This window comes from Mycobacterium sp. D16Q13 (assembly GCF_002013375.1).
Classification (GTDB): Bacteria; Actinomycetota; Actinomycetes; order Mycobacteriales; family Mycobacteriaceae; genus Mycobacterium.
On record NZ_MAEW01000018.1, the window covers coordinates 148,795 to 174,777 of the forward strand.

Sequence of the window (25,983 nt, forward strand, 5' to 3'; positions counted from 1 at the left end):
ATGTGGAGTTATCCTGACGACATGTCCAGACCGTTCGCCGGAGCGCGGTTGCGGAGGTTGCGCGAGGAGCGTGGCCTGACGCAAGCGGCGCTCGCGCGTGTTCTGGATTTGTCGACGAGCTACGTCAATCAGCTGGAGAACGATGCGCGTCCCGTGACGGTTGCGGTACTGCTGCGGCTTACCGAACGGTTCGACCTCTCGCCGCACTACTTCTCCCCGGACTCCGATGCCCGGCTTGTCGCGGATCTTGGCGAGATATTCACCGAGGCGTCCGTGGGTGAGGTGAGTGATCTGCAGCTCGAGGAGCTGGTCGCCCGAATGCCATCGGTGGGTCAGACCCTGGTGGGCATGCACCGCAGGCTGCGGGATGTCACTGCGGAGCTGGAGAGCTACCGCGCGACCGAGAACGCGGCAACAATCGGTGACTCGATACGAGAGCCGCTGCGTCCCATGCCGTTCGAGGAGGTCCGCGACTTCTTCTACGATCACAAGAACTATCTCGGTGAGCTCGACACTGCCGCTGAAGATCTATTCGAGCATTACGGTTTGCACATCGGTGGGCTTGACGCGCAGCTGGCTACGGTGTTGAAGCAAGATCATGGCATCGCGGTGACCGTGACCAAGGGTGGGGCACTTTCGGATTCGTCCAAACGCCGGTTCGACACGGATGCTGGGGTTTTGCGTATCGCGCATTGGCTCACGCCCGGTCAGCGTGCATTCCAGATGGCCACCCAACTGGCTCTGTTGACGCAGACCGAGACCATGGCGGCCATCCTCTCCGGTGCCGAGCAGCTCAGCCCGGAGGCCATTGGCGTCGCCCGGATCGGCCTGGCCAACTACTTCGCCGGTGCATTCCTCTTGCCCTACAAACAATTTCACCATGCTGCGGAATTCAGTCGGTACGACGTCGACATTCTGGCACGCCAATTCGAGGTCGGACACGAGACCGTCTGTCACCGGCTGTCCACGCTGCAACGTCCCTCCATGCGTGGGGTTCCGTTCATCCTGGTGCGCACCGACCGCGCGGGGAATATTTCGAAACGTCAATCCGCCACGGCATTTCACTTCTCCAGAGTGGGTGGAAACTGCCCGCTGTGGGTCGTGCACGAGGCGTTTTCAAACCCTGGGCAGTTTGTGACCCAGGTCGCCGAGATGCCCGATGGCCGCACGTACTTCTGGGTCGCACGCACGAGCAGCACGTCAACCGGTGGATTTCTGAGCACGCCGAAGTCGTTCGCGATCGGGCTGGGATGCGATATCGCCCACGCCCATCGTCTGGTGTATTCGACAGGAATCGCGATCGACGATCCGGCAACCGCCGTGCCGATTGGCCCGGGCTGCAAGGTGTGCGTGCGCGAATCCTGCGCACAACGTGCGTTTCCCTACATTGGCCGCAGCGTCCACGTCGACGAGGACGCCAGCAGCCGCCTGCCCTATACCTGATCGGCGTGCCGCAGCACGGTGGGCGCGGCGGCGATCAGGGCGATCAACTGAATCACGCCGACCACCGCGATGAGCATGGGAATGGATACCTCGTAGAGGTAACCCGTGAGCGTCCCGCCGATCGCGGTCGCCGTGCCGAGTACGGCCGCATAGACCCCGTATGCGGTGGCCCGGCGCGGCGACGGGACGAGGTCTGCGACCACAGCGCGCAGGGTGGATTCCTGAATCCCGGCGGCGGTACCCCACAGCAGCGCGCCGAGCACGATACCTACCAACGAGTCCGTGAATGCCAGCATGGGTACGGCGGCGCCGACGATGGGCAGAACCACGAGGGTTTTCGGTCCTATGCGGTCATATGCCCAGCCGGAGAACAGGGCGGCGACAGCCGCAGCGGCCATTGCGACGGCGTATACCAACGGCACCGCGGCGGGTGCGAGGACGCCGCGATCGACCATGTGAAACGACAGCACGCCAAAGGTCGCGAATCCGGATACGGTGATCCCGGAGAATCCCGCGTACAGCCAAAACTTCAACGGCAGTTGGAGTTTGTGGCGTACGGCCGATGTGCTGTGGGTATCCGCGGCGTCCTCATACCGTTCGGGGTGAGGCACTCGCCGGCGAAGCCAGAACAGCAGGGCCAATGCCGCCGCTCCAGGAATCGCCAGCACGGCGAATGTCGGCAGGTAATTCCCCTGGGTGAGGGCGAGCATGCCGGCGACCACCAGCGGGCCGGTGATCGCGCCGACCTGGTCCATGGCTTCATGTACCGCGAAACCCTTGCCGCGGCCGGTGACTGAGGTGGCGTGCGAGAGCAAGGTGTCCTTGGCTGGGCTGCGTACCGCCTTACCCACCCGTTCGGCGATCACCAAAGTGGCGGCAACCCAGAGCACGCTGGCCATCCCCAGGAACGGGACCGTGACCACCGTGAGCGCATATCCGGCGATGGTCCAGCTCCAGAACATGCGGCTGCGGTCGGTGAGGGGGCCTGACACCAGACGCAGCGCCAGTGCCGCGGCCTCGCCGATTCCGGTCACCACACCCACGACGAGAGCAGTTGCCCCGAGCGATGCCAGGAGCGGGCCGGTGATCGAGCGTGCGCCCTCGTAGACGATGTCGGCGAACATGCTGATGACGCCAAAGGTGGTGACGAATCGCCAAGCCGAAAGGCGTTGTGGCACAGCTGGGTAATTTATTCTATCCACCGTCTTACCTGCTCGGCGATCCACGCGCCGTCGTCGAGGGGAAGGTCGTGTCCGGCGGAAGTATGTACCGCCAGGGGGGCACCGAATGCGTTGGCGATCGTGCTTGATGCGGAGGAACTCACAAGCCGATCGTGTGCGGAGGTCAGAACCAGCAGCGGAGTGTCGATGCGTTTCGGCATCCGGAAGCCGATGGCCGCGGTGATCTGGCGGGCGATGCTGGCGCTCGAGGGACGCTGAGTCTGCAGGTAGTCCGCCCACCGCTGGGACAGTGCGTCGAGATCGAGGTCGGGGCTATTGGCGGTCTGCTCCAGGATCGCGCGTTCGCGCGGCACGTCGGCACGGAACCGTCCCAGCACCAGGTTGGGAATCGACGACGGCAAGAACCGCTGCCACACCGGCGTCGCGGCGGTGCTCGAATTGATGATGACGGCGCGCTCGAAATCCCCGGGATAGCGCGCGCACCAATCGAGTCCGATCATGCCGCCCAGAGATATGGAGAGCAGCGACCATGTATCGCTGCCACGGTCCAGCCGGGACCGGATGTCGTCCGTGATCGCCGAGATGTTCGCGGGCGAGGTGCGGTGGAACTCGGTGCCGAATCCGGGCGCATCCAGGCATTCCACCTGAACACCAAGTGATTCGGCGAAGACGTGCGGGAACTGCTCCCAGTGGCGCTTCTCGCGGCTCAGGCCACGCAGCAGCAGCCACCGTGTCATCGCTTGATGCCCACCGTGAGCCGATCGAACTCCACGAAGGGAAGGGTGAAGGGATGACGCACCGGTCGCTGCACCGCAACCTCGAATCCGGCGGTTTCGAACATCTGACGCATCTCGGCCTTCGACGGAACGCTTGCGGGCACGCGGTCGCCGAAAATCCGGCGCAGGAGCGGCGCGGAGGCACGATCGGGCGTGAAAGTGGTGATCGCGGTGAATCCGCCGGGCGCCAGCACGCGATGGAACTCGGCGAGTGCAGCGGGCTGATCAAAGAAATGGAACGCCGAGGTGGACACCACCGCGTCCAACGCACCGTCGTCGAACGGCAGCTTCTCGGCAGGCGCGAACTGCCAGTCGACAAGCGCCGAACGGGCCTTCGCCTGGGCGAGCATTCCTTCGGACATATCGACCCCGTGCACCTGCTCGGGTTCGAGTTCCTCCTGGATGCGGGTGGCCAGAATGCCGGTACCGCAGGCGATATCAACGACTCGCTGAGACTCGTGGTGACGCAGCAGGGCAAGCATCTCGTCCTGTGCGGGTCGGTACACCCATTGTTGTAGCGGTGCCCAGTCGTACGCCTTGGCGGCGCGCCCCCAGAACCGCGTCACCTGGTCATTGAAAGCTCGCCGTTGAACCGTCGTCATGCGCACAAGGTACGCCAGCAACCAGGGGGTCGCCAGACGGGTGCGGTCACCGCGCGGTGACGTTGACCCGGTCGGTGTAGAAGGCCAGATGACGGGCGATCTGGGACACCGCCGGGTACGGGTCTTCGTACGTCCAGACGGCGTCTTCGATCGTTCCCTCGGGTGTGTGTACCGAGTAATACGACGCCTCGCCCTTGTACGGGCAATAGGTGTGGGTATCGGTGCGCTGTAGTACCGCCCAGTTCACCGCGTCGGGTGGGAGGTAGTACACGGGCGGGTAGGTGGCCTCCTGCAGCCGCAGCGCATTGGTGGTGTCGGCGATGGTGAGATCGCCGGACGTGACCACGACGCGGGTGTTGGAGGGCACGATATCGATGGGGTGGTCCGGGCCGGGAACCAGATGCGGCCTGTCGGTGGTGGACATATTTCCGAGGGTAGGCTTCCCTGGCTCTGCAGGTTTGAGCGGCTGTACCGCTTCAGTTCCTGGCCGGGGCAAGGCCCCCGGGCGCTAGGGTCTGCGACATGGCTGCGGATGCTGACCGAAGTGACCCAGACGAGCTGTTCGGTATCGACGCGCTGCTCAGCGACGAGGAACGTGCGATTCGCAATAGCGTGCGTGCGCTGGTTCAGGCGCGCGTAGTTCCGAACGTCCAGCGCTGGTATGAACATGGTGATCTACCCGTGCGCAAGCTTGCACTGGAGCTGGGCAAGATCGGTGTGCTCGGCATGCACCTGCAGGGTTATGGGTGCTCCGGAACATCCTCTCTGGCATACGGACTGGCGTGCATGGAGCTCGAGGCTGGCGACTCGGGGATCCGTTCACTGGTCAGTGTGCAGGGATCACTGGCGATGTATGCCATCTATGCCTACGGCAGCGATGCGCAGAAACAGAAATGGCTGCCCCGGATGGCGACGGGGGAGGAGCTGGGATGCTTCGGACTGACCGAACCGGATTTCGGGTCCAATCCCGGTGGAATGCGCACGCATGCCCGGCGCGATGGCAGCGACTGGATCATCAACGGCACCAAGATGTGGATCACCAACGGGTCGATCGCCGACGTCGCCGTCATCTGGGCGCAGACTGACGACGGAGTACGCGGCTTCCTGGTATCAACCGATTCTGCGGGATTCAACGCCGAGACCATCCGGTCCAAGATGTCCTTGCGCGCGTCGGTGACCGCTGAACTCAGTCTCAGCGATGTGCGGGTGCCGGAGAAGAACCGGCTACCGCTGGCGATCGGGCTCAAGGCGCCACTGTCCTGTCTCAACGAAGCTCGCTTTGGCATCATCTTCGGCTCGATGGGCGCAGCGCGTGAATGTCTGCGCACGGCACTCGAATACGCGCAGACCCGAGAACAGTTCGATCGCCCGATCGCCGGATTCCAGTTGACCCAGGAGAAGCTGGCCAACATGACGCTGGAATACGGCAAGGGGCTGCTGCTGGCATTGCATCTGGGGCGTCGTAAGGACGCGGATACGTTGACCACCCCACAGGTCAGCCTGGGCAAGCTCAACAATGTGCGCGAGGCCATCGAGATCGCCAGAACGGCCAGGACAATCCTTGGCGCGAACGGCATTTCGGGGGAGTACCCGGTGATGCGACATGCCAACAACCTGGAGTCGGTGTTGACCTACGAGGGCACCAGCGAGATGCACACGCTGGTCATCGGCCAGGCACTCACCGGTATCCCGGCGTTCCGGTAGGTCAACGCCCGAACGCAGACACGCCGCCTAGCTGCGGAATCGTGCGATACGAATCCGCCGCAGACGGCGTGTCAGGGAAAGAAGTGGATCAGTACTTGCCGAGGGCGATCGCCACGTTGTGGCCACCGAACCCGAACGAGTTGTTGATCGCGTACTTGTAGTCGCCCTTGCGGGGTTCCTTGCTGACGATGTCCAGTTCGATCTCCGGATCGGGCGTCTCGTAATTCAGGGTGGGCGGAATGATGCCCTCCTGCAATGACTTCACCGTGATGACGGCTTCGACGGCACCGACCGCACCCACCGAGTGCCCGAGGGCACCCTTGGGTGCGTAGACCGCGGCGTGGTGCAGGTTGGAGTTGTGGATGGCCTTGCCCTCGGCGACATCGCCCACGCTTGTCGCGGTGGCATGGGCGTTGACATGATCGATGTCCTTGGCATCCAGCCCGGCGGTCTCCAGGGCGCGGTTCATTGCCTTGGCGGCGCCAATTCCGTCCGGATGCGGTGCCACCACGTGGAAACCGTCCGACGTGATGCCGGCACCGAGAAGACGAGCGTAAATTCGCGCTCCCCGCGCCTTGGCGTGCTCCTCGGTCTCGATGACCATGAGCGCAGCGCCCTCGCCGAAGACGAAGCCGGTGCGATTCTTGTCGAACGGACGCGACGCACCCGCGGGGTTGTCGTTGTCGGTGGACATCACGATGCGCATGTTGGCGAACGCCGCGATCGGGACCGCCTCGATAGCTGCCTCGACCCCGCCGCAGATGGCGATATCGGCATCGCCGTAAGCGATCTGACGCCACGCGTGCGCAATGCCCTCATTGCCCGACGCGCACGCCGACACCGGCGTGATGACACCGCCGCGGGCCTTGCGCTCCAGCCCGATGACCGCAGCCGCTCCGTTAGGCATGAACATCTGAACGGCCAGGGGCGAAACGACTTTCGTGCCCTTGGCACGCATCTCGTCGTAGGCCTCGACCATCTTCTCGGCGCCGCCGAGACCGGTGCCGACCGATACCGCGAGGCGTTCCAGGTCGACGTCGGGAGCTCCGGCGTCCTCCCAGACCTGGCGGCCCAGGATCGCCGCCAAGCGCTGGACATAGGACAGTCGACGGTGCTCGATCTTCGTCATGTCTTTGTCGAAGTCGCGGACCTTAAGGTGTCCGCCGATCTTCACGGGCAAGTTGTAGTGGGCGACGAAGTCGTCTTCGAGGGTGCGGATGCCGCTCTCGCCGGCGAGCAGTCCCTTCCAGGTGCCCTCGACATCCGGTGCGATCGACGTCGTCATGGCCATGCCGGTCACGACGATGTTCGGAAAGCCGCCGTTTGCGGTAGATGGTTTGGTCATTATTGACATCCCCCCGTGGACATGCACGTGGCAAGCACGTTCTATCCCCTTTCGAACTTCATCTGAGCTATCTCTTGGAGCGGATTTTAGTAAGCCCACTGCCAGCGAACTTCGCCAGGGTGGGTCGTCAAACGGATTCGATGATGAACCCTATGCCAGATCTGTGTAGGAACTGCATAAATTGACCAAGTGTGTCTGGGCGGTTGACGTTCCACAGCACAGCCTATCCAAAGTGACCGGCAAATGAATGAATGATGCAGCTACCTGGGCGCAAGCAGGGCAAATGTGACCCGCGCGGCACAATGTCGGCCACCGTTTGAGATCTGTAGCATTGCTCACTATTGGGTCTAGTTTGCCTTGAGAGGAGCCGCATGCGGGTCGACGGGGACACCTGGGACATCACCTCCAGTGTGGGCGCGACCGCTCTCGGGGTGGCGGCCGCACGCGCTACCGAGACGCTGCGCGCCGACGCGCTCATCAGCGATCCGTTCGCGCAGATACTGGTCGACGCGACCGGTAGATCGACGGGCTGGGAGCGGTTGGCGACCGGCGACATCGAGTGGCCCGATCCCGAGGCGGGCCGGATCTACGGCCGGATGGTCGACTACCAGGCCACGCGCACCAGTTTCTTCGACGCCTACTTCCTGGCCGCGACCGCAGCGGGTGTCCGGCAGATCGTGATCCTGGCTTCGGGGCTGGACTCCCGCGCATACCGTCTCGACTGGCCGGCCGGCACCACGGTGTTCGAGATCGACCAACCCCAGGTTCTGGAGTTCAAGGCCTCCGCCCTCGCCGCCCATCAACCGAAGGCGCAGCGACGTGGCGTGGCTATCGATCTCCGCGAGGACTGGCCGGCCGCGCTGCGTGCGGCCGGGTTCGATTCCGGGCAACCCACCGCGTGGCTTGCCGAAGGTCTGTTGCCGTATCTGCCCGCCGACGCTCAAGACAGCCTTTTCGTGAATATCGGTGTGTTGAGCGCCCCGGGTAGCCGCATTGCGGTGGAGGGATACGAGGGGAAACTGGTTCTGGACGAGAGCGAGGAGGAGGCGGCCCGCCGGGAGCAGGTGCGTGCCGCATTCAAGACCGCCGTCGATGTCGATGTCACGATCGAGAACTTGATTTACGAAGACGAGAACCGGGCCGACCCCGCGGAATGGCTTGGGGCACACGGATGGTCGGTGACCAAGACCGATGCGCACGACGAGATGGCGCGACTGGGCAGACCGGTGCCCGAGGATATCGAGCAGGGGACGTTCCGCGGCCAGCTGATCCAGGGAGAGCTCCGGTGACCGACACGACCACCGCCCGTTCGGATGATGACAGCTGGGACATCGCGAGCAGTGTGGGAGCCACCGCGGTCATGGTGGCCGCGGCGCGAGCGGCTGAAACCCGCAGTGAGACGCCGCTTATCAAGGATCCGTTTGCGCAGCTCCTCGTCGAGCGTGCGGGTGCCGGGTCCTGGTCGGTGATCGCGAGCGATGAGCTGCGCCAGCAGCTCGCCAAGCTGGATCCGGAAGCCGACCGCCTCATGCAGTACGCGGTGGACTACCAGGCTGTCCGCACACGTTTCTTCGACGGATTCTTCGAACGGGCGTCACGCGCGGGGATAACCCAGGTGGTGATCCTGGCCGCCGGCCTGGATTCTCGTGCGTATCGCCTGGACTGGCCTGTCGGCACCACCGTGTACGAGATCGACCAGCCGCTCGTGCTGCAGTACAAGCGCCAAACGCTCGATGAGCACGATGTGCGTTCTGCCTGTCTTCGCCGGGAGGTGCCAGTCGATCTTCGGCAGGACTGGCCGGCGGCGTTGCAACAGGAGGGATTCGACGTCGCATCGCCGACGGCATGGCTGGCGGAAGGCCTGCTCATGTATCTGCCGACCGAGGCGCAGGACCGACTGTTCGAACTGATCGTGGATCAGAGTGCACCGGGCAGCAGGATCGCCGTCGAGGCCGTCGGGCCCGACAACGCCAAGCGGCATGAGTTCCGCAGCAAGATGCGCGAACACTTCGACCGGGCCCGCAAGTTGGCGGGAATGGACGGCGAGTCCCTTGACGTCGGATCGCTGATGTACCACGACGAGAACCGCACCGATGTCCCTCAGTGGCTCGCTGGGCGTGGGTGGACGGTTCGGGCGATTCCGGCCGAGGTGGAGATGTCCGATGCGGGCCGCCTGGCCTACAGCGAAGAGGACTTGCGCGGGAACACCCTGATAGAAGCCGAGCTCAAGGGCTGACGGAGCTCGGCCCTCAGGGGTGCGGGGTTCTCAGGTCCCAACTGGTTGGTTACCATCGGTGATACAGCTCACTTAGCTGCCATCGCTCGTCCGTGTACGCGTGCGTGACCTGCGGAGATGTGCTCATTGATGAGCGTGCCATCGAGAGGAACGGATATGACCACCGAGATCTCTACGCCCGCCGACCAGGACGCCGCGTCCGAGCCCTCGCGCATTCCGGGGATTGTCCGGGGCCTGCGCGAGACCTTCGCGACGGGTAGGACTCGCGAATACGATTGGCGCAAGGCGCAGCTCGTCGGCCTGGAGCGACTCTTCACCGAGAACGAGGCCGCGATTGCCGCCGCGTTGCACGAGGACTTGGGGCGCTCCTCGGCCGAAGCCTGGATCGCCGATGTTGTCGGGTCGGTCGTCGAGGTCGTCTACGCCCGCAAGAACCTCCGGCGCTGGATGCGACGCAAGCGGGTCAGAGGTCTTCCGCTGGCCCAGCAGCCGGCCAAGGCGTGGTCGGTACCTGAGCCGTACGGCACAGTCCTCGTCATCGGTGCGTGGAACTTCCCCCTGTACCTGACGCTCGGCCCTGTGGTCGGCGCACTGGCGGCGGGCAACACCGTGGCCATCAAGCCCTCGGAGATCGCGCCCGCTTCATCGGCGTTGATGGCCAAGCTCATTCCGCAGTACCTCGACCCGCACGCGGTGGCCGTCGTCGAGGGCGACGGCTCGGTGACGCAAGAACTGCTGGCGCAGGGTTTTGACAAGGCCCTGTTTACCGGTGGCACCGAGATTGGCAAGCGCATCCTGGAAGGCGCTGCACAACACCTGACACCAGTCGCACTGGAATTGGGTGGCAAGTCGCCCGTCTACGTGGCTGCCGATGCCAACATCGAGGTCGCCGCGCGCCGCATCGGATACATGAAGGGCCTCAACTCAGGCCAGGTGTGTTTGGCGCCCGACTATGTCCTCGTCGACCCGGCGGTTCGCGATGAGCTGGTCGAAAAGATCACGGCGGCCTGGGCGGAGTTCCAGGCCGACAAGGAGTCCAAGGGACTGCGCGTTGTCAATCAGCGCCAGTTCGATCGCTTGGTGGGTTACCTGGCCGCGACCGAAGGAGAGGTTGCCACCGGCGGCGCCTCTGATGCTTCCGCGCTCACCATCGAGCCGACAATCGTGGTGGATCCGAGCGCGGACGAGCCGCTTATGCAGAACGAGATCTTTGGTCCCATCCTGCCGGTGCTGACCGCCGAGTCTCTTGACGACGCCATCGACTTCATCAATTCTCGGCCAAAGCCGTTGGCGGCCTACGCCTTCACGGAGTCAAAGCGGATTGGCAACCGATTCATCGATGATGTACCTGCCGGTGGCACGGTGATCAATCATCTGCTCTACCACGCTGTTATCCCGAACCTGCCCTTTGGCGGTGTCGGTGCCAGCGGTATGGGCGCCTACCACGGCAAGGCCGGCTTCGACGAGTTCAGTCACCTCAAGTCGACGCTGTACAAGAGCACCAAGATGGACCTCAAGCTGCCGTACCCGCCGTATCTGGAGAAGAACCTTAAGTTGATGAAAAGACTTATGTAGTTAAAGGTTTCGTCGTCCGCATTATTCAGCAACCCAACGAAGTGCCAAGTGAATAGGAGTTCTGCATGCCGGGAGTGCAAGACCGGGTAATTGTCGTGACCGGAGCCGGCGGGGGGCTGGGCCGCGAGTACGCGCTCACCCTCGCCAGCGAGGGCGCCTCGGTTGTCGTCAACGACTTGGGTGGTGCCCGCGACGGATCCGGCGCCGGGTCTGCGATGGCCGACAGCGTGGTTGACGAAATCAAGGCTGCTGGGGGCCGTGCTGTCGCCAACTATGACAGCGTCGCCACCGAAGAAGGCGCGGCCAACATCGTCAAGACCGCTCTGGACGAGTTCGGTGCCATTCACGGTGTGGTGAGCAACGCCGGCATCCTTCGGGACGGCACGTTCCACAAGATGACCTACGACAGTTGGCATGCGGTGCAACAGGTTCACCTGTACGGCGGGTACAACATCACCCGTGCCGCCTGGCAGCATTTCCGGGATCAGGGTTACGGCCGCATCGTGGTCGCTACCTCGACCAGCGGTTTGTTCGGCAACTTCGGGCAGGCCAACTACAGCGCGGCCAAGCTCGGCCTGGTCGGGCTCATCAACACCCTCGCGCTGGAGGGTGCCAAGTACAACATCCACTCCAACGCGATAGCGCCTATCGCGGCCACCCGCATGACCGCCGATATCGCCCCCGAGGCCGTGTTGGACAAGCTGCCACCGTCCTTCGTCGCGCCCGTCGTCGGATACCTGTGCACTGAGGAAAGTACTGACAACGGTTCGGTTTTCGTGGTCGGCGGCGGCAAGGTGCAACGTGTCGCGCTGTTCGAGAACGCTGGTGCGGACTTCGATGCGCCGCCCACCGTGGACGAGGTTGCCGAGAAGTGGTCGCAGATCGCGGATCTTTCCAACGCCGTCAAGGCCGGCCCTCCCTCGCTCGCATGAAAGCGATACAGGCACAGTCGTTATCGGGCCCGGAAGGGCTGGTCTACACCGACGTCGAAGAGCCGCGCGGTGACAACGTCGTTGTCGTCGACGTCAAGGCCGCGGGGGTCTGCTTTCCCGACTACCTGATGACCAAGGGCGAGTACCAGCTGAAAATGGAGCCGCCCTTCGTTCCGGGCATCGAGACCGCCGGGGTGGTGCGCTCGGCCCCGGAGGGGTCCGGCATCAATCCCGGCGACCGGGTGATGGCCTTCAATTTCATTGGCGGGTATGCCGAACGGGTGGCGGTGGCACCGTCCAACATCCTGCCGACCCCGCCCCAGCTGGACGATGCCGAGGCCGTCGCCCTCATTGCCAACTACCACACCATGTACTTCGCCTACGCCCGCCGAGGGCAGCTGCGCGCGGGGGAGACAGTGCTGGTACTCGGTGCTGCGGGCGGTATCGGTACCGCGGCGATCCAGATTGCCAAGGGCATGGGCGCCAAGGTCATTGCCGTGGTTAATCGGACTGCCGCAACGGAATTCGTCAAGAGTGTCGGCGCCGATATCGTCCTGCCGTTAGAAGAGGGCTGGGCCAAGGCGGTACGCGAGGCAACCGGCGGGGTCGGTGTCGACATGGTGGTGGACCCCATCGGTGGGCCCGCCTTTGACGACGCGGTGCGCACGCTGGCCTCCGAGGGACGGCTGCTCGTCGTCGGATTCGCAGCTGGTGCGATACCGACGATCAAGGTGAATCGCCTGCTGCTGCGCAACGCCTCGCTGATCGGGGTGGCCTGGGGTGAATTCCTGCGCACCCATACGGACTACCTGTACGAGACGCAGGCAGGGCTGGAAAAGCTGGTGGCTGAGGGTATGCGGCCGCCGGTGAGCGCGCGGATTCCGCTGTCGGAAGGCCGCCAGGCACTCCAGGACTTCGCCGACGGCAAGGTGTACGGAAAGATGGTGCTCGTACCGTGAGTACCAAGGTATTCAACGGAATTGACCAGGTCGCCGTCGGCGACCTGGGGGTCACCGATTGGCTCTTGGTCGATCAGGAGCGCGTCAACACCTTCGCCGATGCCACCGGCGATCACCAGTGGATACACGTCGACACCGAACGGGCCGCCGATGGCCCGTTCGGTGGCCCCATCGCGCACGGGTTGCTCACCTTGTCGTTGCTTCCACAGTTTCAGTTCCAGCTGATCCGGGTCGACAACATCGCGATGGGGATCAACTATGGGTACAACAAGATTCGGTTTCTGAACCCGGTCCGGGTGGGATCGAGGTTGCGGGCCCGTGCTGAGGTGACCAATGTCGAGCAGAAGCCCGGCGCCGTCGACGTGACGATCGTGACCACTGTCGAGATCGAGGGTGCCGACAAGCCAGCTTGTGTGGCCGAATCGATTTCGCGCTACATCGCGTAGCCATTCTGGAGACCGCGTTAGAGATCTGGGGACACAGGCCATTTCAGCCAGTCTGCGGAAAAGGCAAAGGTCAGCGAGGGTATGGGCGTGATACCCATTCTCGCCCAATGGAATCGCGAGCCGTCGGTTTGTCGTCCGTTGTCAAGAAGTTGGACACCGCATATCGCAGAGTGTCGAAAATCTCACCGTGATCTACGACGATGTGTAGATCACGTCAGTCAGGTGTTATGTTACTGCTCAGTTCGGGCCTTGCTTTCTCTGTGACCAGCGAAGATGGTGGGCCCGAGAGGTTTGGATGAGAGGGCATCACGTGGGTCAGCCAGCACACGGACGTGTTGCCCTGGGGTATTCGGTGCAGTCGATCGTGAGCGCGTGATGACCACCTTCGACACGGCCAGTGCAGGCCGGCCCGCCACACCGTCTCGTGATGCCGTATCCGGCGCTCTCAAGGAGTACGTCCGCAAGCATCCGGTGCAGGCGGTGGAAACCGCAGGCAGTCAGATCGTCCTCGGTGTACGGGCGATGCAGTACATGTTCTCGGACCTCGTCCACCGCGCGTTCCCGTGGAAGGAGTTCATCCACCAGGGCGCATTCATGGCGGGCAGTGCCGTGGTCCCGACGCTGCTGGTGGCCATTCCGATCGGTGTCACCTTGTCCATCCAGTTCGCCCTGCTGGCGGGCCAGGTTGGCGCGTCCTCGTTGGCAGGTGCCGCCAGTGGTGTCGCAATCGTGCGCCAGGGCGCCTCTCTGGTCGCCGCGGTGCTGATGGCCTCCGCGGTAGGTTCGGCCATCACCGCGGACCTGGGGTCACGAACCATGCGTGAAGAGATAGACGCCATGGAAGTGATGGGTGTGTCGGTGATCCGGCGGCTCGTCGTCCCGCGCGTCGCCGCCGCCGTCCTAGTCGGTGTCGGTCTCACGGGTACGACCTGCTTTGTCGGCTTCTTGGCGAGTTACCTGTTCAACGTCTACTTCCAACACGGTGCACCGGGAAGCTTCGTCGCGACCTTCGCCTCGTTCACTCGGGTCGACGATCTGATCTTGGCCCTGCTCAAGGCGATTCTCTACGGCCTAATCGTCGCCATCGTCGCGTGCGACAAGGGGCTGACGACCAAGGGCGGTCCGGCCGGCGTCGCCAACTCGGTGAATGCCGCGGTCGTCGAGTCCATCCTGGTGCTGATGCTGATCAACGTGCTCGTCAGCCAGGTGTACGTCATGGTCTTCCCACGGCATGGGATATAGGGACGCGCCGTGACTATCTCCACATACCGTCCTAAGGGCGTCCAGCCGATCATCGACGCCGGGCATCGGGTCGCCCAGTCGATTCGGCGGCTCGGTCATATGCTGGCGTTCTTCGTGGAGGCCATCGCCTCCATCCCGAACTCCCTGCGCTTCTACTCCAAGGAGTTCTTCCGGCTGCTGGCGGACGTCACCTGGGGTAACGGCTCGCTGGTCACCGGTGGCGGCACGGTCGGCGTGGCCGCCGTGCTGGGCGCCACGATCGGCGCTCTCATCGGCATCGAGGCCTACAACCTGCTGAACATCATCGGCCTGGGCCCGGCCACCGGATTCATCTCCTCTCTGGTGTCGACGCGCGAGTTGGCGCCGGTGATGGCCGCGCTCGCCTTTGCGATGCAGGCCGGTTGCCGGTTTACCGCGCAGCTCGGAGCCCAGCGCATCAACGAGGAGATCGACGCGCTGGACGCGCTGGCGATCCGGCCCATCCCCTACCTGGTGACCACCCGCCTGATGGCCTCGACCGTCGCGGTAGTTCCGCTGTACCTGCTGTGCCTGGTCATCAGCTACATCACCTGCCGCCTGCTTGTCGGGATCTCCAGCGGCGGCTCGATCGGCGGTGCCTACAACCACTACTTCACGATGATGTTGAGCGGTACCGACATCGTCTATTCGGTGATCAAGGCCGTCATCTTCGTCTGGATCGCGTCAACTATCCAGTGCTACTTCGGATTCAACGCCTCGGGTGGACCCGAGGGCGTGGGTGTGGCTGCCGGGCACGCGATGCGCGCCGCCATCACCGTCGTGATCATCGTGAACATGCTTCTCACCATGGCGCTGTGGGGAGTCGATGCCGGCGCAAGGTTCGGTGGTTGACGTGAGTGGTGGCTCATTCTCTGGAAACGGGCGCGGCTGGTCGGATCGGGCGCTGCTCCTCTCCGGTATCGCCGTGCTGGCCATCTTGGGATTGGTGACCGGGCTGCTGCTCGCCAAGTCCAAGGGCCTGCTGGAAGACACCGTCAAGGTCAACGCACAGCTCGTGAATGTCGGGGACGGTCTGCCCGAGCGTGCCGATGTGAAGTTCCGTGGCATGCTCGTTGGCGCTGTCACGTCGGTGACACCGGCCGAGGACGGCAAGCCAAACATCGTGCACATCGACCTGAAGTCCGAGCACGCCAGCGGAATTCCGAGCACGGTCACCGCCCGCGTGGTGCCGAGCAATGTGTTCGCGGTGTCATCTGTGCAGCTGGTCGACAATGGTGATGGTGCCGCGTTACGCGACGGCGCCGTCATCACCGAGGACACCAAGCTGCCGACGGTGCTGTTCCAGACCACCACGAACAAGCTGCGCCAGGTGCTGGCCGCCACTGAACGGCAACGGGGCGACGCACCGATCGGTTTGATCGGCGTATTCGGCGAGGCAACTCAGGGCCGTGGCGACAAGCTGCTGACCTCTGGTGCCCGGCTGCAGTCCATCCTCACCGAGTTCAATGCCATCGTGACCGCCAGCCCCAACGACCCCTCGACGATCGCGGCGCTGGAGAAGGTGTCGGCAGCACTCAGCACCACCTCGCCGCGGCTGTTGGACAACCTGGAGAACGCCCTGGTGCCGCTGCGCACCTTGGCCCAAAAGCAATCGGATGTGCGCGGGCTGCTTTCGGCAGGTTTGCACACCACCGGAACCGCCGCCACCGCCATCGATAACCACATCGATCAGATGATCGGCATCGGTACTCATCTGACACCGGTTGTCGGTGTCCTGGCACAGCACACAGACCAGTTCGTGCCGATCGCATCGCGCATCAAGGTGCTCTCGGACGCGATCTTCGAAAACGGATGGGATCCGGGCCGCCAGGTGCTGGGCCTGAACCTGATCCTGTCGTTCAGTCCGGCCTGGACCTATGTCCGCGACGACTGCCCGCGGTACGGAGAGCTGGCCGGGCCCAGCTGCACCACCGCACCCGAGACCCGCCAGTGGATCGACATTCCCGAGGTGCTGCAGCCTGGTAGCTACAAGCCGCCGCCGGATATCGCTCCGCCTCCGGGAACCATCTTCCCGCCGACCGCGGCCGACATCATGCTGCACGGTTCGGGTCCCAACCCGCAGGAAGTCGACCGCGCCGCGAACCCGGTGCTGCCGCCATTCGGTCCGCCGCCCAACCCGGCACCTGCCGGAGTGGCACCGGCCTCGTTCGGCGGAAACGTCGGACCGGTCGGAAGTGCGACCGAGCGCGCACAACTCGGCAAGGCACTCGGCGGGGATCCGAGTGCTTCACAGCAGCTGCTCCTGGGCCCGGTGGCCCGTGGCACAACGATCTCGGTCAGTCGTGAGGGGTCGGACACCGATTCCGGCCACGCCAATTCGGCCCAGGGAGGCGGACGATGAAGAACTTCCGGGCCGCGGTGGTCGGACTGTCATTGTTTGTCGTGTTCGCCATCGGCGTGACGACCCTGGTCTACGGAACCCTGCTCCGCGATACCACGGGCTCGACCAAGAGCTACAGCGCGATTTTCACCGATGTCACCGGTGTGCGAGTCGGCGACGATGTGCGCATCGCGGGTGTGCGCGTGGGCCGCGTTGACTCGATCGAGCTGGATGGCTCGCTCGCCAAGCTCAAGTTCCGGGTCAAGAGCAACCAGAATCTGTACGGCAACTCGATCGCCTCGGTGACCTACCAGAACATCATCGGCCAGCGGTACATCTCGCTGTCCCGGGGGCTGGATGGCAGCCCAGAGCGTTTGCCTGAAGGCAGCGTGATTCCGGTGGAGCGCACGGAGCCGTCCTTCGACGTCGGTGCGCTGCTCAATGGATTCGAGCCGTTGTTCACCCTGTTGGACCCGAAGCAGGTCGACAATCTGTCCAACGGGCTCATCGACGCCTTCGCCGGTGACAGGGGCGCGCTGGCCCATGTCGTCGCGCAGACCACCGAGATCACGAAATCCTTTGCCGGACGTGACCAGTCGCTGGGTGGGCTCATCGAGAACCTCAACACCGTGCTGGCGAACGTCGCCAAGCAGAACGACAACCTGGACCAACTGGTGGTCCAGAGTCAGAATGTCGTCGGCGAACTGGACAACCGCCGCCAGAACCTGGTCTCGTCCATCGGTTCGGCCACGCATGTGGTCAGCCGGATCCAGACCATCGGCGACAACGTGTACCCGCAGCTGCAGGAGCTCGTCTATCGCGAGCCGGGTACCGCCGCGCACATTCTTGCCAACAAGGACCAATTCGCCTTCCTGGGTTCCAATCTGCCGCTGCTCCTGAAGGGGCTGGCCCGCACCATGCAGGACGGTGCCTACGGCAATTCGTATGCCTGCCAGCTGAACATCAACGGGTTCTTCCCGGGTCTCAATGATCTGGTGCCCGCGATCGTCCGGCACGCCACGCACGGTGGCGTCGCCAAGTACACACCGAAATGCCGAGGGACCGAATGAGCCCCCGTGAACGCAGGTTAGAAGACCGGAGCAAGTTCTGGATCGGCATGATCGCCGTCGGTGTCGTCACCGCGATCATCGCGTCGATGCTGCTGTACCGCCAGATCGGTTTCGGATACACCCGGTACAAGGCCGAATTCGCGCAGGCGGCCCAGCTCAAGAAGGGCGACTACGTCAGCGTCGCTGGAGTGGATGTCGGCGAAGTCAAAAGCGTTGTGCTCGATGGCACCAAGGTGCTTGTCGACATGCGGGTGCGCGACGAGGTGAAGTTGGGTGCTGAGACGCAGGCCGCGATCAAGACCACCACGCTGCTCGGTTCGCGCTATGTCGAGTTGCGGCCTCGCGGTGCGGGCGTCATCCCGAACAAGCGAATCGCGTTGTCGCACACGGAGGTGCCATACGACCTGCAGGCGCTGCTCGCGGACACCGCTGCCACCTATGAGCAGGTGGACACGACCAAGCTGGCTCAGTCCATCGACATCTTGGCCAAGCAGCTCGACGGGCTGCCTGAGGCGCTGCCCGACGCCATGAAGAATCTGAAGGAGCTGTCGGGGATCGTCTCCACCCGGCGGACGCAGATCGGCGAGCTGCTCAAGAGTGCGTCCACCGTCACCGCCACGCTGCATCGGCAGCAGGCCAACCTCGGTCATCTGGTCTTTCAGGGGCGGGACCTGTTGGGAGAGTTCGTATCCCGTAAAGCATCGTTCCAGCGTCTGATGGCCTCGATCACCAAGGTGGTCGACCTGCTGAGCAAGGTGGTCATCAAGGACCGGCCCGCCTTCGAGAAGCTGTTGCAGCAGCTGCGGGATGTCACGGCGCTGGCCAGCGATCATGACGACTACCTACGAAACCTGTTGCAGATCCTGCCCGTGCCGCTGCGGAACCTGACCAACGCCACCGGCTCGGCATACTCCATGAACATCAACCTGACCAACGGTCTGGTCGTGGACAACTGGATGTGCGCGATCAGCAGCCGCGCCGAACAGTGGGGTCTGCTCGAGTACTTCAAGGACTGCGCATGAGCGTGAACGTGACACAGCAGGGGTCCACCGCGCGCCGAGTCTTCATGATCGGCGTGGTTTCGGTGCTGGTGGTGGCCGCCGCGATCGGCGGCTACCTGGGTCTGCGCAAGGCCGGCGTAGTAGACGACAAGATCACCGTTACTGCCCAATTCGATGAAGGCTCAGGTCTTTTCGTGGGCAATGTGGTCGAGGTGCTGGGCCTGCCGGTGGGTGCCATCGAATCGGTGGAGGCCAAGGGCACGTATGTCCAGGTCAAGTTCAACGTCGACAAGGACGTCAAGGTCCCTGCGAACGTCATCGCCGCCGCCTTCACCAGCTCGGTCCTTACCGACCGGCACGTCGCATTGAGCCCGCCGTACACCGAGGGCCCGGTGCTCAAAGATGGCGATGTCATCCCGCTGGACCGCACCCGCACCCCTGTCGGATTCGACCGGGTGCTGGCGACCGTCGACAAGCTCGCGTCGGCGATGAAGGGTGACGGCAAGGGCGGCGGTCCGGCCGCCGACTTGGTCAGCATCGGAGCGCAGGCCGCCGCGGGTAACGGGGAGCAGGTCAAGACCGCCCTCGATGAGCTGTCGAAGGCACTGAAGATGACCACCGATGGCGCCGAGACCAAGGATCAGCTCACCACGATCATCAAGAGCGTGAGCTCGCTGGTGAACGCGATGGGGGAGAACGACAAGGCGATTCGTCAGTTCGGCTCGGCGGTGCACGGCACTGCCGATGTCCTGGCCGCCGAACGGCTGGGCACCGGCGACACCGGCCGCAAGACCAACGAGGTGCTGAAGAACACCGCCGAACTCCTCGAGAAGAACCGCGACGTCATCAAGGGTCTCATCGGAAACGGCAACGTCACCTTGCAGGCATTGACCGATAACCAGCGTGAGCTCAAGGAAACTCTGGATCTGCTGCCCCTGACGCTCGATAACGTGGACCGCGTTATCGACCCGGTGAACGGGTCGATCCGCCTGCACCCGCTGTTGGACAAACTGCTGTTCGAAAGCCAGTTCTCCAAGGAAATCTGCAACTTGATGGGCCTGCGGCAGCTCGGGTGCAGCACCGGCACGCTGGCCGACTATGGCCCCGATTTCGGGCTGACCTACATGCTCGACGGCATGGCCAGGATGGGGCAGTGATGAGCCGCTTGAAGGTTTCCAAGACGAGGGTTGCCGCATTGGCTGCGGTCGGGGCTCTCGCCGTATCCGCCTGCACGCCACCGGGACTCGATAGTCTGCCGCTTCCGGCTCCGAACATGGGCTCGCAGTCCTACCAGCTGACCGCGCGGTTCGCCAACGCGCTCAACCTTCCCGCGAAGGCCAAGGTTCGTCTCGGTGGCGCCGATGTCGGCGAGGTCGAGTCGATGGACGCCGTCGACTACGTGGCCGTGGTTCAGCTGCGTATCCGTGAAGGTGTGCGGTTGCCCGTCGGAACCACGGCACAGCTGCGCACGGCCACCCCGCTGGGCGATGTGTTCGTCGCCGTCACCCCACCCACCAAAGGCACGGGCCAGCTCCTCAAAAACGGGGGCACTCTGGACCTGGACAACACCTCATCGGCGGCCACGGTGGAAGGTGTGCTCGCGTCCGCGGCCGTGCTCGTCAACGGTGGCGTCATTCGCAATCTGACGCACGTGGTGAACGGGCTCGGCAAGTCCTCCGGCGGTAATGGCAGTAACGGCATCGTGTTCGGTGAGATCGTGAAGCAGTCCGATCAGTTGATGGGCACGCTGAATGGCCGGTCGGCGCAGATCCAGAACTCGTTGGACAAGACCTCTCAGCTGGCCTCGACACTGTCGGCGCGGGAGAAGACGATCAACGATCTGCTGGAGGCAGGCGCACCGGCGCTGAAGGCGATCGATCCCGATCAGGTCGGCGATCTTGCCGATACCGCGGGCCGCATCTCCGATCAGCTGGCGAAGTTCCCGTCCATCCAGGGCACCGACACGCGCAGCATGATCGCCGATTTCAACTCGCTCGCACGGGGCTTCAACGACATCACGGTGAGCCCGGACACCAGCTTGGTCGCGCTGAATCGGTTGATCCCGATGTTGATCAAGGCGAATGCCGGTAGCGGCCTTGCCGTTGACGTCAACATGGCCAAGCTCGCGCTGGGCAACTGGCCCGATGCCGGGTACAAGGGTGACCCGACCTTCCACGGCCCCAAGCAGGCCGACTGGGGTTACCTCGTCGGTAGCTTCAAGTACTCGCTGTACCGGTTGCAGGAACGGGTTGTGGGGCAAGGGCCGAACCCGCCTGCCCCGGCACCCGCGCCGGAAGCTCCGCCCGCGCCCGCCCCGGCGCCTGAACCAGGACCGGGCCGATGACCGCGCCCGCGACTGGCCCCGCACAGTCCAATGGTCTGCTGGAATCGATTTCCCGTGGACTGCTGGCGGTATCCGACGTCTTCAAGCGCAGCTGGAAATGGCTGTCCGTGGTCGGGTTGGTGGCCATCCTCGTCATCTGCGTCGGGTACGTGATGTTCGGGACGTTGAAGGTCAATCCGATCGAGTCCAAGTACCGGGTAAAGGTGCAGCTGCACGAATCCGGTGGGCTGCTGCCGAATCAGGAAGTCACGCTGCGCGGAGTGCCGATCGGCCGCGTGCAGTCCGTCAACCTGGAGAAGGGCGGCGTCGTCGCGACCGCTGCGATCGACGGCGCGGTAAAGCTGCCGGTCAACAGCGAGGTGCGCGTCTCCGGGCTGTCGCCCGCCGGTGAGCAATACCTCGACTTCCGCCCAACGACGAATGACGGTCCGTTCCTGGGGAACAACAGCGTTGTTGCGCTGGGCCAGGCCACCACTCCGATTTCCCTCGCGCAGGTGCTGGCGGATTCCGATGGGCTGCTGGCACAGCTTGATACCGAGAAGCTGAGCACCATCCGCAAGGAACTCGGGGTCAGTACGCAGGGCCCGGAAAAACTTGCCGATATCTTCGATGGCGGCACGTTCCTCATCACGACCCTCGATGGTGTGCTGCCGGAAACGGTGACCCTGTTGAAGTCGAGCAAGGTGACTTTCTCGACGCTCGTCGACCTCAACTCGGGATTGGATGCGACCGGCCAGCAGCTGGGCAGCACCTTCAGTGGGCTGAAGAAGATGGACGGCGGCTTCCGGACGCTACTCGGGCGGGCCCCGCAGACACTGCACGGTGTGGACAATCTCTTCACCGATAACTCCGACACCATGGTGCAGCTGTTGGGCAATCTCGCGACGGTCGCTCAGCTGAACTATGTCCGCGTCCCCGCGCTCAATGCGCTGTTCCCGGGCCCGGAGGTGCGTGGTTCTGCGCTGGAGAGCGCGGCGACAATCTTCCATGATGGCGCCATCTGGGCACTTGCCGACCTGCTGTATCCGCGGCCGACATGTGATTACGTGACGCCGCGTAAGCCCGTCTCGGACGCCAGCTTCTATGAGCCAGCGCTGTACTCCACGTACTGCGCCAACCCCGACCCGGCGATGCTGGTTCGTGGTGCGCGCAACGCACCGCGTCCGGCCGACGACGACACCGCGGGCCCGCCGCCCAACGCGGACCTGGCGAAGGTGGCCGATCCAACGCCACGGGGCAAGTGGAGCGTTCCGACGCCGTATGGTGGACCGCAGTGGCCTCTCCCGATTCCCGGCGATGCACCATTACCCCCCGATGCGCCTGCGCCACCGCCCGGTTTCGGTAATACTCCACCCACCGGACGCTAGGCGCGCTCGGACAGGTACCAGCACGACGCGCAAGGAGCACAACCATGGCAGATGACGCTGCCGGCAAGGACGCCAAGAAGGCGGATGAGTCCGCGGTGACCTCGGATACGGAGAAGGCCGAGGAATCTTCGACTCCGTCGACACAGGCCGAATCGACGCCTGACGAGGCCACCGATGCCGAGGCGGCTGCCAAGGATTCCGACGACTCCGATGACGAGGACATCAGCCTCGAACCGGATGAAGAGGAAAAGAGTCCGAGGAGCATGCAGCGCCGGCACTGGGCCTGGACCGCGGCCGCAGTCGTGGTGATCGCGATCGCCGCCGGGACCGCCGTCATCGGGCGGCTCTACGAGGAGCAGCGCGCCGAAGAGCGGTCTTCCCGTGAGGCCCTCACCGCGGCTCAGGAATTCGCCGGGGTACTGACCAATGTGGACAGCGCCAAGCTCGACGACAACTACAACAAGACCATGGACGGGTCCACCGGCAAGTTCAAGGACATGTACGACAAGTCCAGTGCGCAGCTGCGGCAGATCCTGGTGGAGAACAAGGCCAGTTCACGCGGGGTCGTCGTCGACTCCGCCGTGAAGTCGGCGACGCCGGACAAGGTTCAGGTGCTGCTGTTCATCGATCAGTCGGTGTCCAATGTCGCGGTGCCGGAGCCTCGCATGGACCGCAGCCGAGTCCAGATGACGATGGAGAAGATTGACGGGCGCTGGCTGGCCAGCGATGTCGAGCTGACCTAAGACAGTCATCCGATGGCTATCGGTGGACTGCTGCTTGTCGCTCTGGGGATCGCCATCGGAATGGTCGGCATCGTGGTGCCGATGGTTCCCGGAACAACCCTGGTGGTGCTCTCCATCGGCGCATGGGCGCTTGTCGAATCCACCACGAAGGCCTGGGTGGTCCTGGGCATCGTGGCGGCGCTCGCCGTCGCGACCACAGTGGTCAAGTACGTGTGGCCCGCTGCGCGCATGCGCGAGGCCGGGGTGCCCACACTGAGCCTGGTGCTTGGCGGGGCGGCGGCGATCGTCGGGTTTTTCGTGATCCCGGTGGTGGGGTTGGTGATCGGCTTCGTGCTCGGCATCTACCTCGCGGAGTTCCTGCGACGTAACAGCCAGAAACAGGCATGGGGTGCCACCGTCACGGCAGTGAAGGCGGTCGCCACCTCGATCGGTATCGAGATGGTGGGTGCGATGGTGTCGGCAGGTATCTGGCTCGGCGCCGTACTGACCTGAATCGTTGACTAGGTGAGCGCTGTCCGCAGCGCCGTAAGACCTTCGCCGTCGACCCCGGCAGCCGTCAGCATCGCCTCGGGTGATCCGAAAAGCCTTGTGATTTCACGGAATCCAGTCTCAAGATACTCCTCGCGAACGCCAAGCACCTCATCGGAAAGCATCGCGGCCATGGTCTGCGCAAGCTCGGGTTCGGCGGCATCCATCTGTGCGGAGATGTGGGCCCGCATCGCCGCGATCGCGGCATTGCTGCGCAGGTAGTCCGCTGCGATATCGGCGTAGTCGATGCCGACCGAGTGCAGCACCACCCCGATGAGGAGTCCGGTCCGGTCCTTGCCTGCCGCGCAGTGCACCAAAGCCGTTGCGCCGCTCGCGAGTTGATCGGTCACCGCCTTGAGGGCGACGAGGGTGCCAGGAAGTTCGACGAACCGGCGATACTCGGCCAGCATGAACTCCACCTGCGACGCCGGGTCCGGACCACGGCCCGAGGTCATGCTGGTGATCATCATCTGCCGGTAGGCGATTTCATGAGGAGCGCGTTCTTCCCCGGCCGCTGGGGTGGCGAAGGGAACCTCGTGGACCCGGATTTCGCCGTCCACGCGATCGGAACCGGTGCGTGCAATCTCGGTGGGACTGCGTAGGTCATAGAGGTCGGTGACGCCGAGGGCGCGCAGGGCCTGGGCCCCTGCCGCGGTCAGACCGCTCAGCTCAGAGGACCGGAACAGCACCCCGGGCCTGAGGGTGACCGGTGAATCCGAACCGCCGACATCCCGGAAGTTCCAGATGCCGTCGATGGGGCTGCGCGCGGGGGAAGCGGTCGATTCGGCGTTGGAGATCGTCACACCCCCACGGTAGCGGGCGCCTTTTCGACGGCGCTCTCGCCCGGTTTGTGGCGGAATAGCAGGAAGAACGCGATCGCGACTACCAACGAGTAGCCGGCGAAGCTCATCCAGATGCCGTGCCAGTCCTTGCTCTGATCCGGATAGGTGAAGAAATACTCGATGACGGCGCCACTGATGAGACTGCCGAGCATGGCACCCACCCCATTGGTCATCAGCATGAACAGGCCCTGCGCGCTCGCCCGGATCGCGGGATCGCACTGATCCTCGACGAACAGCTGGCCCGACACGTTGAAGAAGTCGAAGGCCATGCCGTAGACGATGCAGGACAGCACGATCATCCAGAGGCCGTCTCCGGGGTTGCCGTAGGCGAACAGGCCGAAGCGCAGTGTCCACGCCACCATGCTCATCAGCATGACCGTCTTGATTCCAAAGCGGCGCAGGAAGAATGGGATCGCCAGTATGAACAGTGTCTCGGAGATCTGAGAGATGGACATGATGATGGCGGGATGCTCGACGGCGAAGAGGTTCTTGTACTCGTCGATGCTCGCGAAATCATGTAGGAACGTGTCGCCGTAGGCGTTGGTGAGTTGTAGGGCGCCGCCGAGCAGCATCGCGAAGATGAAGAAGATCGCCATCGTGCGGTGGCGGAAGAGGGTGAAGGCGGTGAGCCCGAATCTGTCGGAGAATGTGGTGCTGCGCGTGCGGTCCAGCTTCGGTGGACAGCTCGGCAGCGTGAAGGCGTAGAGCCCCAGGAGTAGCGCAGCGGTCCCGGCGACGTAGAACTGGCCGACCGAGGTCTCCAGCTTCAGCAGGCTCACCGTGTGCAGTGCGGCGATGAAACCGACGGTGCCCCACACCCGGATCGGCGGGAAGCTGACAACGGTGTCCTTGCCAGCGGCTTTGAGCGCGTTAAAGGCGACTGTGATGGCCAGGGACAGCGACGGCATGTAACACAGCATGTTGAGCAGCAGAACCCAGAAGAAGAGGGTGGGGCTGTTCACCTGGGTCAGGCTGAAGAGCGCTGCGGCGCCACCGAGATGTAATATCCCGTAAAGTTTTTCGGCATTTACCCACTTGTCAGCGATCACCCCCATGAGGGGCGGAGTGAGGATCGCGGCGATACCCATGGTCGAGAAGGCGGCACCGAAGTGCGCACCCGACCAGTGTTTGTTGTTGAACCAGTACGCCCCGAGCGTCAGCAGCCACGCTCCCCACACGAAGAACTGCAGGAAGTTCATGACGATGAGGCGGGTAGAGAGGTTCATTGGACACCAATACTGGGGGACATCGGCCCAGTTGGCAGCGTGAACGGTTAAGGAATGTCACG

Annotated in this window: 25 protein-coding genes; 18 read left to right on the top strand and 7 right to left on the bottom strand. The window is 63.8% G+C overall.

Annotated elements, in window-relative coordinates; translation table 11 throughout:
* The first annotated feature begins 21 nt into the window (after positions 1–21).
* A complete protein-coding gene (locus B4400_RS19365; RefSeq protein WP_078312190.1) occupies positions 22–1,443 on the top strand; it encodes a short-chain fatty acyl-CoA regulator family protein in 1,422 nt (473 codons plus the stop codon).
* Here B4400_RS19365 and B4400_RS19370 read toward each other — a convergent pair.
* From B4400_RS19370 to B4400_RS19385, 4 genes are read right to left on the bottom strand one after another with little or no spacing between them, the layout of a single operon-like run.
* The gene (locus tag B4400_RS19370; protein ID WP_078312191.1) at positions 1,434–2,621 is read right to left on the bottom strand and encodes an MFS transporter; all 1,188 of its coding nucleotides are present in this window, start codon (positions 2,619–2,621) and stop codon (positions 1,434–1,436) included. The genes B4400_RS19365 and B4400_RS19370 overlap by 10 nt on opposite strands.
* An 11-nt stretch (positions 2,622–2,632) precedes the next feature.
* Positions 2,633–3,361, bottom strand: coding sequence for an alpha/beta fold hydrolase (locus B4400_RS19375; RefSeq protein ID WP_078312192.1), 729 nt, complete (start codon positions 3,359–3,361; stop codon positions 2,633–2,635).
* Positions 3,358–4,002, bottom strand: coding sequence for a class I SAM-dependent methyltransferase (locus tag B4400_RS19380; protein ID WP_078312193.1), 645 nt, complete (start codon positions 4,000–4,002; stop codon positions 3,358–3,360). Before B4400_RS19380 ends, B4400_RS19375 begins: the two co-directional genes overlap by 4 nt.
* 46 nt (positions 4,003–4,048) lie before the next feature.
* Positions 4,049–4,426: a DUF427 domain-containing protein gene (locus B4400_RS19385; RefSeq protein WP_078312194.1), complete on the bottom strand. Its 378-nt coding sequence runs from the start codon at positions 4,424–4,426 to the stop codon at positions 4,049–4,051.
* A gap of 98 nt (positions 4,427–4,524) precedes the next feature.
* On the opposite strand from B4400_RS19385, the gene B4400_RS19390 reads away from it, so the two are divergent.
* The gene (locus B4400_RS19390; protein ID WP_078312195.1) at positions 4,525–5,706 is read left to right on the top strand and encodes an acyl-CoA dehydrogenase family protein; all 1,182 of its coding nucleotides are present in this window, start codon (positions 4,525–4,527) and stop codon (positions 5,704–5,706) included.
* A gap of 88 nt (positions 5,707–5,794) precedes the next feature.
* On the opposite strand, the gene B4400_RS19395 is transcribed toward B4400_RS19390, so the two are convergent.
* Positions 5,795–7,051 carry a KasA/KasB family beta-ketoacyl-ACP synthase gene (locus B4400_RS19395; protein WP_078312196.1) on the bottom strand — a complete coding sequence of 419 codons (1,257 nt, stop codon included), beginning with the start codon at positions 7,049–7,051 and terminating at the stop codon, positions 5,795–5,797.
* A 371-nt stretch (positions 7,052–7,422) separates the two neighbouring features.
* On the opposite strand from B4400_RS19395, the gene B4400_RS19400 reads away from it, so the two are divergent.
* The 16 genes from B4400_RS19400 (at position 7,423) to B4400_RS19475 (ending at position 23,817) form a co-directional block, all read left to right on the top strand.
* Positions 7,423–8,340, top strand: a complete 918-nt coding sequence (locus B4400_RS19400; RefSeq protein WP_078312197.1) for a class I SAM-dependent methyltransferase — start codon at positions 7,423–7,425, stop codon at positions 8,338–8,340.
* Positions 8,337–9,287, top strand: coding sequence for an SAM-dependent methyltransferase (locus B4400_RS19405; RefSeq protein WP_078312198.1), 951 nt, complete (start codon positions 8,337–8,339; stop codon positions 9,285–9,287). The genes B4400_RS19400 and B4400_RS19405 overlap by 4 nt, the downstream gene beginning before the upstream one ends.
* A 156-nt stretch (positions 9,288–9,443) precedes the next feature.
* On the top strand, positions 9,444–10,862 hold the full coding sequence (locus B4400_RS19410) for an aldehyde dehydrogenase family protein (protein ID WP_078312199.1): 1,419 nt from the start codon (positions 9,444–9,446) through the stop codon (positions 10,860–10,862).
* Positions 10,863–10,927: 65 nt separating this feature from the next.
* Entirely contained in the window at positions 10,928–11,794 is an 867-nt protein-coding gene (locus B4400_RS19415; protein WP_078312200.1) for an SDR family oxidoreductase, read from the top strand.
* Positions 11,791–12,753, top strand: coding sequence for an NADPH:quinone oxidoreductase family protein (locus B4400_RS19420; protein WP_078298153.1), 963 nt, complete (start codon positions 11,791–11,793; stop codon positions 12,751–12,753). Before B4400_RS19415 ends, B4400_RS19420 begins: the two co-directional genes overlap by 4 nt.
* Positions 12,750–13,199: a MaoC family dehydratase gene (locus B4400_RS19425; protein WP_078312201.1), complete on the top strand. Its 450-nt coding sequence runs from the start codon at positions 12,750–12,752 to the stop codon at positions 13,197–13,199. The genes B4400_RS19420 and B4400_RS19425 overlap by 4 nt, the downstream gene beginning before the upstream one ends.
* 375 nt (positions 13,200–13,574) lie before the next feature.
* Positions 13,575–14,441: an MlaE family ABC transporter permease gene (locus B4400_RS19430; protein ID WP_078312202.1), complete on the top strand. Its 867-nt coding sequence runs from the start codon at positions 13,575–13,577 to the stop codon at positions 14,439–14,441.
* Between the two features lie 9 nt (positions 14,442–14,450).
* The gene (locus tag B4400_RS19435; RefSeq protein WP_078312203.1) at positions 14,451–15,311 is read left to right on the top strand and encodes an MlaE family ABC transporter permease; all 861 of its coding nucleotides are present in this window, start codon (positions 14,451–14,453) and stop codon (positions 15,309–15,311) included.
* 1 nt (position 15,312) lies between these two features.
* A complete protein-coding gene (locus tag B4400_RS19440) occupies positions 15,313–16,821 on the top strand; it encodes an MlaD family protein (protein ID WP_078312248.1) in 1,509 nt (502 codons plus the stop codon).
* Positions 16,818–17,870: an MCE family protein gene (locus B4400_RS19445; protein WP_078312204.1), complete on the top strand. Its 1,053-nt coding sequence runs from the start codon at positions 16,818–16,820 to the stop codon at positions 17,868–17,870. Before B4400_RS19440 ends, B4400_RS19445 begins: the two co-directional genes overlap by 4 nt.
* Positions 17,867–18,892 carry an MCE family protein gene (locus B4400_RS19450; protein ID WP_078312205.1) on the top strand — a complete coding sequence of 342 codons (1,026 nt, stop codon included), beginning with the start codon at positions 17,867–17,869 and terminating at the stop codon, positions 18,890–18,892. The genes B4400_RS19445 and B4400_RS19450 overlap by 4 nt, the downstream gene beginning before the upstream one ends.
* Positions 18,889–20,028 carry an MCE family protein gene (locus B4400_RS19455; protein WP_078312206.1) on the top strand — a complete coding sequence of 380 codons (1,140 nt, stop codon included), beginning with the start codon at positions 18,889–18,891 and terminating at the stop codon, positions 20,026–20,028. Before B4400_RS19450 ends, B4400_RS19455 begins: the two co-directional genes overlap by 4 nt.
* Positions 20,028–21,215, top strand: a complete 1,188-nt coding sequence (locus B4400_RS19460; protein ID WP_078312207.1) for an MlaD family protein — start codon at positions 20,028–20,030, stop codon at positions 21,213–21,215. Before B4400_RS19455 ends, B4400_RS19460 begins: the two co-directional genes overlap by 1 nt.
* A complete protein-coding gene (locus tag B4400_RS19465) occupies positions 21,212–22,582 on the top strand; it encodes an MlaD family protein (protein ID WP_078312208.1) in 1,371 nt (456 codons plus the stop codon). Before B4400_RS19460 ends, B4400_RS19465 begins: the two co-directional genes overlap by 4 nt.
* A 44-nt stretch (positions 22,583–22,626) precedes the next feature.
* Entirely contained in the window at positions 22,627–23,325 is a 699-nt protein-coding gene (locus B4400_RS19470) for an Rv1363c family protein (protein ID WP_078312209.1), read from the top strand.
* A 12-nt stretch (positions 23,326–23,337) separates the two neighbouring features.
* The gene (locus B4400_RS19475) at positions 23,338–23,817 is read left to right on the top strand and encodes a DUF456 domain-containing protein (protein WP_078312210.1); all 480 of its coding nucleotides are present in this window, start codon (positions 23,338–23,340) and stop codon (positions 23,815–23,817) included.
* A gap of 8 nt (positions 23,818–23,825) precedes the next feature.
* Here B4400_RS19475 and B4400_RS19480 read toward each other — a convergent pair whose 3' ends face one another.
* Both B4400_RS19480 and B4400_RS19485 read right to left on the bottom strand, forming a co-directional pair.
* The gene (locus B4400_RS19480) at positions 23,826–24,656 is read right to left on the bottom strand and encodes a tyrosine-protein phosphatase (protein ID WP_078312211.1); all 831 of its coding nucleotides are present in this window, start codon (positions 24,654–24,656) and stop codon (positions 23,826–23,828) included.
* Positions 24,653–25,921 carry a nucleoside permease gene (locus B4400_RS19485; protein WP_078312212.1) on the bottom strand — a complete coding sequence of 423 codons (1,269 nt, stop codon included), beginning with the start codon at positions 25,919–25,921 and terminating at the stop codon, positions 24,653–24,655. The genes B4400_RS19480 and B4400_RS19485 overlap by 4 nt, the downstream gene beginning before the upstream one ends.
* Between the last annotated feature and the right edge of the window lie 62 nt (positions 25,922–25,983).